Annotated in this window: 11 protein-coding genes; 1 reads left to right on the top strand and 10 read right to left on the bottom strand. The window is 62.7% G+C overall.

Going from position 1 to position 11,629, the window contains the following annotated elements:
- Nucleotides 1-27 precede the first annotated feature (27 nt).
- Nucleotides 28-816: an SDR family NAD(P)-dependent oxidoreductase gene (locus tag PSH57_RS00075; protein ID WP_305387069.1), complete on the top strand. Its 789-nt coding sequence runs from the start codon at nucleotides 28-30 to the stop codon at nucleotides 814-816.
- 145 nt (nucleotides 817-961) lie between these two features.
- Here the strand turns inward: PSH57_RS00075 and PSH57_RS00080 are convergent, their stop codons facing one another.
- From PSH57_RS00080 to PSH57_RS00125, 10 genes are all read right to left on the bottom strand, one after another.
- On the bottom strand, nucleotides 962-1,288 hold the full coding sequence (locus PSH57_RS00080) for a hypothetical protein (RefSeq protein WP_305416259.1): 327 nt from the start codon (nucleotides 1,286-1,288) through the stop codon (nucleotides 962-964).
- A gap of 33 nt (nucleotides 1,289-1,321) precedes the next feature.
- Entirely contained in the window at nucleotides 1,322-1,741 is a 420-nt protein-coding gene (locus PSH57_RS00085; RefSeq protein WP_003196182.1) for an organic hydroperoxide resistance protein, read from the bottom strand.
- 953 nt (nucleotides 1,742-2,694) lie between these two features.
- Entirely contained in the window at nucleotides 2,695-3,819 is a 1,125-nt protein-coding gene (locus tag PSH57_RS00090; protein WP_305387073.1) for a GGDEF domain-containing protein, read from the bottom strand.
- A 158-nt stretch (nucleotides 3,820-3,977) separates the two neighbouring features.
- Nucleotides 3,978-4,547 (bottom strand): HD domain-containing protein, encoded by a 570-nt coding sequence (locus PSH57_RS00095; RefSeq protein WP_305387075.1) that lies wholly within the window; start codon nucleotides 4,545-4,547, stop codon nucleotides 3,978-3,980.
- A complete protein-coding gene (locus tag PSH57_RS00100) occupies nucleotides 4,544-5,701 on the bottom strand; it encodes a TIGR03364 family FAD-dependent oxidoreductase (RefSeq protein WP_305387077.1) in 1,158 nt (385 codons plus the stop codon). The genes PSH57_RS00095 and PSH57_RS00100 overlap by 4 nt, the downstream gene beginning before the upstream one ends.
- Before the next feature lie 150 nt (nucleotides 5,702-5,851).
- Nucleotides 5,852-6,871, bottom strand: a complete 1,020-nt coding sequence (locus PSH57_RS00105) for a putative 2-aminoethylphosphonate ABC transporter substrate-binding protein (RefSeq protein WP_305387078.1) — start codon at nucleotides 6,869-6,871, stop codon at nucleotides 5,852-5,854.
- A 44-nt stretch (nucleotides 6,872-6,915) separates the two neighbouring features.
- Nucleotides 6,916-7,743 (bottom strand): phosphonoacetaldehyde hydrolase, encoded by an 828-nt coding sequence (gene phnX, locus PSH57_RS00110; RefSeq protein ID WP_305444806.1) that lies wholly within the window; start codon nucleotides 7,741-7,743, stop codon nucleotides 6,916-6,918.
- A gap of 16 nt (nucleotides 7,744-7,759) precedes the next feature.
- On the bottom strand, nucleotides 7,760-9,469 hold the full coding sequence (locus PSH57_RS00115; RefSeq protein ID WP_305387080.1) for a putative 2-aminoethylphosphonate ABC transporter permease subunit: 1,710 nt from the start codon (nucleotides 9,467-9,469) through the stop codon (nucleotides 7,760-7,762).
- Nucleotides 9,469-10,509 carry a putative 2-aminoethylphosphonate ABC transporter ATP-binding protein gene (locus PSH57_RS00120; RefSeq protein ID WP_305387082.1) on the bottom strand — a complete coding sequence of 347 codons (1,041 nt, stop codon included), beginning with the start codon at nucleotides 10,507-10,509 and terminating at the stop codon, nucleotides 9,469-9,471. The genes PSH57_RS00115 and PSH57_RS00120 overlap by 1 nt, the downstream gene beginning before the upstream one ends.
- A 140-nt stretch (nucleotides 10,510-10,649) precedes the next feature.
- Nucleotides 10,650-11,516, bottom strand: a complete 867-nt coding sequence (locus PSH57_RS00125) for a LysR family transcriptional regulator (RefSeq protein WP_305387084.1) — start codon at nucleotides 11,514-11,516, stop codon at nucleotides 10,650-10,652.
- Between the last annotated feature and the right edge of the window lie 113 nt (nucleotides 11,517-11,629).

An 11,629-nucleotide genomic window follows, 5' to 3' on the forward strand; every position in this document is an offset into this window, starting at 1 on the left:
CTGGTTCATTGATCAAGGAGTCCCCTCATGAAAATCGACTTCACCGGACGTCACGTGTTGGTCACCGGCTCCACCAGCGGTATCGGTTTTGCGACCGCTAAAGGCTTCCTGGAAGCCGGCGCCCACGTGGTCATCAACGGTCGCAGCGAGAGTGGTGTGGCGCACGCGTTGCAGCGCTTGGGCGAGCTTGCTTCACATGCCACCGGTTTTGTGGGCGATCTGAGCAACGCCCCTGGCTGCCGGGCCCTCATCGCCAAGCACCCAAGCTTCGATATCGTCATCAACAACCTGGGCATTTTCAAACAGGAAGACTTTTTCGAAACGCCGGACAGCGAATGGCAGCGCTTCTTCGAAACCAACGTAATGTCGGGCGTGCGCGTTTCCAGGGCTTACGCGCCGGGCATGGTCGAGCGCGGTTGGGGGCGGATTGTGTTTGTCTCGTCGGAATCGGGCCTGAACATTCCCGCCGACATGATCCACTACGGCTTCACCAAGACCGCCCAGTTGTCCATTGCTCGCGGCCTGGCCAAGCGCCTAGCCGGCACGGGTGTGACGGTGAATTCCGTTCTGCCTGGGCCGACGCTTTCCGAAGGCGTTGCCCAGATGCTCCAGGCAGACGTCGAGAGCAGCGGGGATAGTCTGGAAAAGGTCGCGGCAGATTTCGTCAATCAGCATCGCAGCACCTCGATTATCCAGCGCGGGGCGCGCGTCGAGGAGGTTGCCAACATGATCATTTATGCCAGCTCAGAGCAGGCCTCGGCCACCACGGGCGCGGCGCTGCGTGTTGATGGCGGGGTGGTGGACAGCATCGTTTAGCAGAGTGCATAAGTGCCCTGCCCCACGGATTCCATGACACATTGCAAAAAAAACGCCGCTTCCTCACTAGAGATAAGCGGCATTTTTTCTTTTGGAAGCAACATTGGTTAGATTCGACCGAATTTCGAAGCTATGAAGGGATTGTTCAGCTCACTCTGTTTTGCAGCCGATCCGAGCCACCTTCAGCAACCCGTTTTTCGATCAGTCGATCCGAGCCGCCTTCGGCTACGCGGTTTTCGATCAGTCGATCCGAGCCGCCTTCGGCTACGCGGTTTTCGATCAGCCGATCCGAGCCACCTTCAGCAACCCGTTTTTCAATCAGCCGATCCGAGCCGCCTTCAGCGACCCGTTTTTCGATCAGTCGATCCGAGCCGCCCTCAGCGACTGTAGGTTGAACAAAAGAAGTCGCGAACGCATTGCCGAGCGACAGTGCCAGAAGCGAGCCAACGAGCGTTTTGCTGAAAGTGTTCATGTCCTGATCCTTTCTATTCGTAGATGAAGTGAGTTAGACGGTGACGTGCAAACGGACGTCGACGTTGCCGCGTGTCGCGTTGGAGTACGGGCAGACCTGGTGAGCCGCGTCGACCAGCGCTTGAGCATCGGCTTGATCCAGACCCGGCAGGTTGATGTGCAGATCAATGTCCAGACCGAAACCACCAGGGATCTGGCCGATGCCAACGTGTGCCGTGATCGAGGCGTCGGCAGGAATGCTGCGTTTGCTTTGGCTGGCGACAAACTTCAATGCGCCGATGAAGCAGGCCGAGTAGCCGGCGGCGAACAACTGCTCAGGGTTGGTGGCTTCACCACCGGCGCCGCCCAGGGCTTTTGGTGTGGCCAGTTTCACGTCGAGAATCTTGTCGCTGGAAACAGCACGGCCATCACGGCCACCGGTGGAGGTTGCGACTGCGGTGTAGAGAACGTTCATGGTGTTTCCTCTATTGCTGATTGATTTGATCGTTTTTGGTTGCGCTAAATATTTGCGCGCTAACCAGTTGCGATAAAGTTAACGGCTTAATAATTTGCGCGCAAGATAAATTTTAAAGAATTTACCGATTTTTGATTAACTAATTGATATAGAAGGAAATTAATTTTCAGGCGTCGCAGTATCGCTGGCCTATATGGGCCGCGAGGTGAGCAAAGGGTAAGGGAGTATCAGCAGGGCCAGCGCAATTGCAGGCCTTCGAAGAGAGGGGCTTCACCAGCAGAATGGTGGGTTTCTCGATCATTCCCACGCTCCTGCGTGGCAATGTCGTCAGGGACGCTTCTGATCAAACCCTTTCCGACGGCGTTGCAGATGCTCCAAGTAGACGTCGAGCGCAGCGAGGAAAGCCCTGGAAAGGGTGGCGGTAGATTTCGTCAACCAGCGTCGCACCTCGATCATCCAGCGCGAGACGCGCGTCGAGGAAGTCGCCAGGTCGGAGCAGACCTCGGCGACCACGCCGGAGGCCGCTCACTTGTGTGCTTGCCCCCGAGTTATTCCGTCTTCCCGCCATTGCTCATCAATGCTCGTGTTTAGTCGCCCGTGGTTATCTAGCGAGGCTGTCATCTGAGCAAATTGCTTTCAGAGCGAGGAAGGTGGTTGGAGTGGGACCAATCTGAGTCGGCATGCTGACGAGCGTAAGAGTGTCCGAATTACCTTCCAGGCGGTACGGCTTTCCGTTACACAGCTTTTTGGCTTTCTGATTTATATCTTCCAACATGCCTTCCCTTGAATTTAAGACACTCCCACTGTTGGTAAGCATATATTCGCCTGGACCCACCTTGTCAACGGAGGTGAAGGTACACCCTGCTAGGGAGGAAAAGATAAATCCGATTAATGCTGTTTTTTTCAACTGTTCAATCTCCGGTGCAAGTTTATACCGCCGAAACGGCCTTCTTCTAAGCAACAGCAACCTGATTACGCCCCAACGCCTTCGCTCGATACAGGGCTTTATCCGCATCGTTCATCAAGCTGTGAAGATCCTTGCTACAGGCCTCCGTCGACGCGACGCCAAGGCTGGCTGATATGCGGTGAACAGGCTCGATCATCAAGCCGGCAATCGTATCGATGAGCTGTTCTGCAATCTGGGTGGCGACTTCGATGGAAGTGTCCGGGAGCAGAATGGCGAACTCTTCCCCGCCTAGCCGACCGTGGATATCCGTTGCCCGAAACGACGAACTGATGACTGCCCCAATCCGGCGCAGAACCAGATCCCCGACTTGATGGCCGTAGGTGTCGTTAATGTGCTTGAAGTGATCCATGTCCAGCATGACGGCGCACAACCCTACCCGCTTGGTTTTACATTCGTCATAGAGTTGTTGGGCATGCTCGAAAAAAGCCCGTCGGCTCTTGAGGCCGGTCAGTTCATCGGTTTGGGCTGCGCGAGTTGAAATGCTGTTTGCCTGTTCCATTTCGCGGGTGAGTCGAAAAGCGGTTTCCAGTGCCTGGGACATTATGTGTATAGCGCGGGCCGCAAATGCTGTGAACACCAAAATCGAAAGTGCGATGCCGACCTGAATCGGGGACGGTTGAAACAGCAGCCAGACGGTGCACGGCAATAGAACCAGGCCAATGGAGATGAGGGTCATATCGCGGTAGGCGGAGTAGCAGGACACCGCGCTGACGGACATGCCGACAGTAAAGAGCATGACCAATGCCTGGGCCAACAGATCGTCCGCCGGCATGACCGCTAATGCGCCTCCTCCCCAGATGCTGGCGGACAATACCAGTGTGATCCAGTACTTGCGCTCCCAGTGCTGGGGTGTGCGCTTGCTTTCGTCGCTGCGAACATAGGCAACGAACAACGAGATGCGCAACAGCGTCGATACAGTCAAGATGGCCAGCCACCAAAAGATGACGCTGTGTTCAAACCGATCCCAGCACAGCCAACACAGCATGATGGCAGCGAGGTAGCTACCGAACACCGCAGAAACCGATTGGCGAAACAGTTGCTGCAGTCGGTCAGTTCGCACCTGCTCGGCTATGAAGAAAGCCTGGTCATTCCGAGATCCTGGGCAATCCATGTGATCCACCTGATCGTGACGCAACCGAAAAAGAACGATTGTGGCACCCGGCCAGTAAGGCGAACAACTGAATTACTGTGGCGAGGGGATTTATCTCCGTTGGCTTCGAAGCAGAGCAAGCATCGCTATTGTTGACCCGACCTGCGCCTGAGGACCTCTCAAGGTATCGCAGCCTGGTAAACACGTAACGCAAGCTGCTCCAAATCGCTGAGGTCGGTTGAAGGTCTCCCGGCGACCTTGGCCGCCTCGTCCCAGCGGCGCAAACGCAGGCTGTCGGCGAACAGCGGGTCGGCCTCGAAGGCCTCGGCTTCACCGGTCGTCATCGGTCCACCCTGCCAGAGCAGGGTCTGCCGGCTGGCCTCACTCAACCCTGCCAGATAAGCCGGTTCGCGCCAGCTCAGGTAACGCTTGGCGTCTACATGCCGCGCCACCAGCCCCGCCAGGCGCTGGGAGAACCCCAATCCCAGCAGCCAGTTTGCGCCCACCCGCTCATGGCCTCGACGGCCCAGGCCAGCCATTGAGTTCTCCGCCGTCAGCGGCGCACAGAAATGCCCAACGTCGTGACAGAAAGCGGCCAGCACCAACTCCTCGTCTGCCCCTTCGTCGCGTGCCAGCTCGGCGGCCTGGACCATGTGTTCGAGCTGGCTGACGGCCTCGCCAATGTAACCCGCCTGCGCTTGCTCGCGGCACAGGGCAAACAGCTCGGCCACCGCCTGCTCCGCGCTCATGCGACGCAGGCCTGCGGCCATTCTCCTTCGCCGAGCAAAGCCGCCAGGCTGCGCTCACCGAGTCCGAGGCCGACGCTCATGCCCAGGCCGGTGTGCATCAGTACGGCGCTGACCCCTGCTCCGGATTGCAACACGCTGAACGGGCCGGGCCCGCGCGAGCCGTATACACCCTGCCAGCGTTCCAGCACCTGCAGCTTGCCGCCCAGGGTGTGCTCAGCCAGCGCCAGCATGAGGTCGTCCACGCCCTCGGCGTTGAACGGCGAGGCGTCGCTGCCGTAGTCGTGGGAATCGCCGATGATCAACTCGCCATGGGGTGTCGGGCTGACCAGCAGATGGATGCCGTGGGTTTCCAGCTCCGGCTGCTCGCGGCGGATCTGCGCGCGGATGGCCTCGGCTTCCGGCAGATCGGCGAAAGCGCCGTAATGCACGCAGCTGAGACCGGTGAGCACCGCGTGCTGCAGGTCCAGCGGCTGTTGCAGGCGGGCGCGCAGCATCTGCAGGCGACATACCGAAGGCTGGAGTGCGGCCAGCGGCTCGGCCAGCAGCGTCTGATAATCGTGTCCGGAGCAGACCACGATGTGCCTGGCGCTGAAACGCCCGGCGCTGGTCAGGACGCTACCTGGCTCGACGTCTCGCACCAGGGTGGAGAAGTGGAACTGCACGCCCAGCCCGCGTAGGTAATCGACGATCTGCGGCAGGGCCTCACGGGAATACAACTGCTGGTCGTCGAGACCATGCAGGGCGGCGCGATGGTGGGCGAAACGGCCGCCGTACAACCCATTCAGGGCGGCGCCGCGCAGTAGCTCGACGCGGTAGCCCTGTGCACGGGCGCGGCCTGCGCAGAAGGCTTCGAGCAAGGCTTCTTCGGCTTCGCTGCGTGCGAACAGCAGTGAGCCCTGTTGCTTGAGCTGCAGGCCCGCGGCCTGGCCCAGCTCGGCCCACAGGCCGCGGGACTGGCGGGCCAGGTCGAGCATCACGCCGGGTGCCTGACCGGTGACCAGGGCCTGGCCGAAGTTGCGGATGGAGGCGCCGAGCGGCGTGTGGCTGCGCTCGAACACACGTACCTTGAGGCCGCGCTTGGCACCGGCCCAAGCATGGGCGAGGCCGAGCATGCCGGCACCGACGATCAACAGATCGCAGTCGTGCTGACTCATGGGAAAACTCCTGGAACGAAAAATGCGGCCGTCAATGCAGCCGGATGAATCAACGCGTAGCGGCGATTGGCAGAACCCCTCCGGCAATGCTTGCGGGCGCAGACAGCACAGAGCCCGCGTTGCACCGCCAGCAGGGTTCTGCCGGCCACGTCACTGGGCTATCGGCTCGGACTTGCCGTCGTAGCGCTTGCGCCATTCGGCGAGGATTTTGTCGCGGTTTTCCGAGGCCCAGGCGAAGTCGTTCTTGATCAGGCGCTGCTCGTAATCGGCCGGCAGTTCCTGGAAACGCTCGGCGATGCCCGGCTGGGCCAGCACGGCGAAATTCGCCTTGTACAGGTCCATGGCCTCGCGGCTGGCGGAGAAGTCGGCGAGCTTCTTCGCCGCGTCCAACTGCTTGGTGCCCTTGATGATGCCGGTGGCTTCGATCTCCCAGCCCAGGCCTTCCTTCGGCAGGACGATGTCCAGCGGCGCACCCTTGCGCTTGAGCTGCACAGCCGGGTACTCGAAAGAGATGCCGATGGGGAACTCGCCGGCGGCGGCCAGCTTGCACGGCTTGGAGCCGGAATGGGTGTACTGGCCGATGTTCTGGTGCAGCTTGTCCATGTAGGCCCAGCCCTGCGGCTCGCCAAAGGTCTGCAACCAGGCGCTGACGTCGAGGTAGCCGGTGCCGGACGAAGCCGGGTTGGGCATGACGATCTTGCCCTTGTAGACCGGGTTGGTCAGGTCTTCCCACTTGGTCGGTTTGGGCAGGCCCTGCTTTTCGGCCTCGATGGTGTTGAAGCAGATGGTCGCAGCCCACACGTCCATGCCGACCCAGGCCGGCGGGTTGGCGGCGTCGCGGTAGTTGGCGCCGATCTTGTCCAGGTTGGCCGGGGCGTAGGCTTCGAGCATGCCCTGTTGCTTGAGCACAGCCAGGCTGGAGCCGGCCAGGCCCCAGACCACATCGGCCTGCGGGCGATCCTTCTCGGCCAACAGCTTGGCGGTGACGATGCCGGTGGAGTCGCGTACCCACTTGATCTCGATATCCGGGTGCAGCTTTTCGAAGGCGGTCTTGTAGGCGGCCAGCTGTTCCACTTCGAGGGCGGTGTACACGGTCAGCTCAGTGTTAGCCTGGGCCTGCATGGCGCAAGCGGCGAGCAGGCCGGCGGCCAGAGCGGTACGTTTGAACATGAGAAGCTCCTTGGTTGGCATTGCGTGGCATTGGTTGTTCGAATTCAGCTGGCTTGCGGGCTCTCGCCTCGGGCCAGGCGGGCGTTGATCGCGTCGATTACCGTCGGCAGTTCGGCGAGGGTGTCGATCAGGTAGTGCGGCCGGCTCGGCGCGAACAGCGCGTCGATGCGCGTGCGTTCGGCTTCGCGCTGCGCGGGCGTCAGGGCCTGGTACTGCGCCCAGTCAAGGCCCAGGAAGTTGCCGGAGAAGCGCAGCGCCACGGTCCACATACCGGCGCTGCGCCCTTCGAGGATGCCCGGCTCAGTGTCGTCGACCTTGACGCAGGCGGCCACATCGTCGAGGCCGAGGGCGATGACGTTGGCCAGCGCCTGGGCCGGGCTTGGCCGGCCTTTCGGCACCTCGTCGGTGGCCACCACATGGTCCGGGCTATAGCCATTGGCGGCGGCCAGTTCGACCACCTTGTCCATCACCTGTTTGGGATAGCCGGAGCAACTGCCGAGCTTGAGCCCGCGCTCGCGCAGCGCGGCGATGCACGCCAGCGCGCCGGGGATCAGCGCCGAGTGCTCGCCGACCTTGGCCATCTGCAAAGGCATAAAGCGCTCATAAATCGCCGTCACATCTTCGTCGCTCGGCAGACGGCCGAAGCGGCGCTGGTAGCGCTCGGCAATCGCCGGCAGGTTGCACAGGGCGCGGATATGGTCCCATTTGCCCATGCCCATCGGCCCGCGCGCCTCCTCCAGGCTGATTTCGACGTCGAAACTGGCGAAAGCCTCGACGAAGATGCGGGTCGGCGCGAAGGAGCCGAAATCGACCACGGTGCCGGCCCAGTCGAGAATGGCCGCGTGCAGGCGGTCGGGGTGTTGGTAATGCATGGCAGTCTCCAGGGTATCAATGGCCGGCGGCCGTGCGCCAGGCTTGGGCCCGACGCAGCACGCCGCGTGAGGGCCCCGCCAGCAGCAGCGAAACCGCGGCCGAGGTGAGCAGAATCAGGGTGGACATGGCGGCGGCACCACCGACATTGCCGGCGTCGTCCATGTTCAGCACGGCGATGGCGGCGAGCAGGCTGTCCGGGCTGTAGAGGAAGATCACCGCCGACACCGTGGTCATCGCCGAGACGAACAGGTAGCGCAGGATGTCGAGCAACGCCGGCAGGCAGATCGGCAGGGTGACGCGCAAAAAGTGGCGCAGCAGCGGCACCTTCAGCGACAGCGCGGCGGCCTCGAACTCGCCATCCAGCTGGCGCAGCGCGGCGCTGGCGGTCAACTGCGCGGTGGTCAGGAAGTGCGCGATGGTGCACGCCACCAGCAGGGTCAGGCTGCCATACAGGCCGTGCAGCGGATTGCCCGGCAGGTTGAAGAAAAACACGTAGCCCAAGCCCAGCACCAACCCCGGCACCGCCATCGGCACGAAGCTGAGCAGGCGCAGGGCCTGGGTTAGCGGGCTCTGCCGGGTTTTTTCCAGCAGGTAGGCGCCGGTGAAGGTCAGCAGGCTGCCGAACACGGCGGTGCAGCCGGCCAGCAGCAGGCTGTTGCGGTACACCTGCCAGCCGCCGGGGAGTTCGGAAAAGGCGTAGTGGTGCAGCGACAGCGACAGGTCATAGGGCCAGAACTTGACCAGCGACGAGTACATCGCCATGCCGAACACGCCGAGCAGCGCCGCGCAGATCAGCAGCACCACGGCGAGGAAGGCCAGGTCGCGGCAGCGCGACGGTTGCGGCTGGTAAACCTGGGCGCGGCCGCTCATTGCCTCGCGCTGACGCCGGCGCAGCCACAGGTCGACGGCGAAGCTCAACAGCGCCGGCAGCAGCAGGACCATGCCGATCAGCGCGCCGCGGCCGAACTGCTGCTGCCCGACCACTGCTTTGTAGGCCTCCAGCGCCAGCACCTGATAATCGCCGCCGACCACCACCGGCACGCCGAAATCGGTGATGCACAGGGTGAACACCAGGCAGAAGGCGGCGAACACGCCCTGTCGGCTCCCCGGCCAGGTGATGCTGTGAAATGCCCGCCACGGTGAAGCGCCCATGCTCGAGGCGGCGTCGAACAGGCGCGCATCGGCCAGGGCCAGGGCCGAAAGCAGCACCATCAGCGCATGGGGAAAGGTGTAGATGGCTTCGCCGATGACGATGCCCCAGAAGCCATAGATATTGTCCGTGAGCAGGTGCCGGAGCGCGCCCTGGTTACCGAACAGGTAGATCAGCGCGATGCCTGGCAGTATCGACGGCGCCAACAGCGGCAGCAGGGAAATGCCGCGCCACAGGCCCTTGGCCGGCACGCAAGTACGCTGCAGCGCATAGGCGAAGGCGTAGGCCAGCGGCACGACGATGGCGGCCACGGTCAGCGAGACCGTCAGGCTGTTGCCCAGCAGCCAGCGAAAGTTGGCGCTGCCGAACAGCTCGGCCGCCGCCGTCAGCCCACCGCCCTGCCCGGGCTCGCTGGCAAAACCACGCCAAAGCATGGCCAATAGCGGCAGCAGCACGGCGAGCACCAGCAACACCAACAGCAACCACTGGCCACCGTGGACGAATAGACGGTCGGCCAGGTCGGCCGGCAGGCGCCGCGCGCCGGTCTGGGGCTTGCTCGGCAACACCTGTTCCATCAGACAAATACCTGCAGGCTGCGCGGCGGCAGGGCCACCCAGATATGCGGGGCGGCCAGGCGCGGCATGGCGTCCGGCGCCAGCTCGGCAAGCAGGGCATGCCCCGGCAGGGCATCCAGCTCGAAACTCAAGCGACAGCGATTGCCGAGGAAGGTGATCTCGCGCATCTGTGCGCTGAACAGGTTGTCTTCATGCACCGGCGGGTTGATCACCACCGCCTCGGGGCGGCAGAACAGGCGACCGCGTTCGGCCGGCCGGCCGCCGTGCAAGCGCAGGCTCAGCTCGCCAACCCGGGCGTGCTCGCCGTCGCGCTCATAGGGCAGCCAGTTGCCCTGGCCGACGAACTCGGCGACGAAGGGTGTGGCAGGCGCGCGATAGATCTCCTGGGGTGTGGCGTACTGCTCGACCCGGCCGTGATTGATCACCGCGATACGGTCGGCCATGAGCATGGCCTCGTCCTGGTTGTGGGTGACCATCACGGTGGTGATGCCCAGGCTCTTCTGCAGTTGGCGCAGCTCACCGCACAGGTGTTCGCGCACGCGAGCGTCGAGGGCCGACATCGGCTCGTCCAGCAGCAGCAGCTGGGGCGCCGGCGCCAGGGCACGGGCCAGGGCCACGCGCTGTTGTTGGCGGCCGGAGAGCTGGCCGGGGTATTTCTGCTCGCTGCCCTTGAGGCCGACCAGCTCAAGCATCTCGGCGACCCGCGCGCGAATGGTCTCGCGGCTGCTGCCGGCCAGGCCGTAACCGATGTTTTGCGCCACCGTGAGGTTGGGAAACAGCGCATAGGATTGGAACAGGATGCCGTAGTCGCGCGCCTGCGGTGGCAGCGTGGAGACATCCCGATCACCAAAGAAGATCTTGCCGCCATCCTGGCGCTCCAGCCCGGCGATGCAGCGTAACAGCGTGGTCTTGCCGCAGCCCGAGGGGCCGAGCAGGCACACCAGCTCGCCGGCAGAGACGTTCAGCGACACGCCATCCAGCGCCTGAAAGGCACCGAAGGCCTTGTGGATGTCGCGCAGTTGCAAGCTGACCGTAGCCATGGTGGAACCTCGTCGGTGGAATACGAGGCTCATCTTGGACACGGGGTGCTAAGGCTTTATGGCAGTTGGGCAAAAGCTGCCGATAGTGGCATCGGTGGATTTATGTAGTGCTTCCATCCAACAGGCGGGCGAGAGGCACCTTACGAGGTGCTCGCGGCTTCCCGCGCCAACGCGAGGAAAACTGCCGGCAGGCGCGCGCTGCGGCGCTCCTTCAGGCAGTAGAGGTATTCGGCAATCAGCGGCGCGCCTTCCAGTTCGATCACCCGCAACTCGGTACTGGTCGGCACTTCGTGGCGGGCGATGATGCTGATACCGATGTTGCGCAGCACCGCTTCGCGGATCGACTCGCGGCTGCCGATCTCCAGCAATGAGCCGAGCGCCACGCCGGCGTCGCGCAGCAGCTGCTCGGTGAGCACGCGAGTGGTCGAACCTTTCTCACGCATCAGCAGGCAGTGCCCGGCCAGTGCCGCGAGCGGCACGCATCCCCGCGCGGCCAATGGGTGACTACGGTGTACCGCCAACACCAGTGGATCGTAGCCCAACAGCAGGCGGGTCAGTCGCGGGTCTTCGACCAACAGCGAGGAGGCGGCCAGGTCTACGCGGTAGTCTTCCAGTGCCTCGATCACCTGCTGCGAGTTGCCGATCTCCAGGGTCACCTCGCATTGCGGCAGTTGCTCACGGAAGCGCCGCACCAGGTCGAGCATGTAGTAAGGCGCAGTGGCGCCGATGCGCAGGGCACCTTGTACCTGGCCGCAGTTGCGCAAGAAAAACTCGATGTCGGCCTCCTGTTGCAGCAACTGTTGCACCATGGGCAGCAGGCGTACGCCTTCATCGCTCAGGGTCAGACGCCGACCACCCCGGTAGAACAGCTCGACGCCGTACTGCCCTTCGAGGCTGCGGATCTGCGTGGTGACCGTGGGCTGGCTGAGGCCGAGTTTCTTTGCCGCCTGGGTGATGCTGCCCAGGCGGGCGACCATGTGGAAGGATTTCAGCTCAGCGAAGGACATGATTGATACGGCTCTCGGTGCGTGAGCAAACGTTACAGCTTGGACGTGACAGGACGTCAGTAAATCATGACGGGCAGATCGACTTGCAGCGTTTTGTGATGCGTTGCAATAAC

The organism is Pseudomonas hefeiensis (genome assembly GCF_030687835.1).
Taxonomy (GTDB): domain Bacteria; phylum Pseudomonadota; class Gammaproteobacteria; order Pseudomonadales; family Pseudomonadaceae; genus Aquipseudomonas; species Aquipseudomonas hefeiensis.

Bases quoted from the DNA above. Each gene is read 5' to 3' on its own strand.
- PSH57_RS00075 (WP_305387069.1), top strand. From the start codon at position 28: ATGAAAATCGACTTCACCGGACGTCACGTGTTGGTCACCGGCTCCACC.
- PSH57_RS00080 (WP_305416259.1), bottom strand. From the start codon at position 1,288: ATGAACACTTTCAGCAAAACGCTCGTTGGCTCGCTTCTGGCACTGTCG.
- PSH57_RS00085 (WP_003196182.1), bottom strand. From the start codon at position 1,741: ATGAACGTTCTCTACACCGCAGTCGCAACCTCCACCGGTGGCCGTGAT.
- PSH57_RS00090 (WP_305387073.1), bottom strand. From the start codon at position 3,819: ATGGATTGCCCAGGATCTCGGAATGACCAGGCTTTCTTCATAGCCGAG.
- PSH57_RS00095 (WP_305387075.1), bottom strand. From the start codon at position 4,547: ATGAGCGCGGAGCAGGCGGTGGCCGAGCTGTTTGCCCTGTGCCGCGAG.
- PSH57_RS00100 (WP_305387077.1), bottom strand. From the start codon at position 5,701: ATGAGTCAGCACGACTGCGATCTGTTGATCGTCGGTGCCGGCATGCTC.
- PSH57_RS00105 (WP_305387078.1), bottom strand. From the start codon at position 6,871: ATGTTCAAACGTACCGCTCTGGCCGCCGGCCTGCTCGCCGCTTGCGCC.
- phnX (WP_305444806.1), bottom strand. From the start codon at position 7,743: ATGCATTACCAACACCCCGACCGCCTGCACGCGGCCATTCTCGACTGG.
- PSH57_RS00115 (WP_305387080.1), bottom strand. From the start codon at position 9,469: ATGGAACAGGTGTTGCCGAGCAAGCCCCAGACCGGCGCGCGGCGCCTG.
- PSH57_RS00120 (WP_305387082.1), bottom strand. From the start codon at position 10,509: ATGGCTACGGTCAGCTTGCAACTGCGCGACATCCACAAGGCCTTCGGT.
- PSH57_RS00125 (WP_305387084.1), bottom strand. From the start codon at position 11,516: ATGTCCTTCGCTGAGCTGAAATCCTTCCACATGGTCGCCCGCCTGGGC.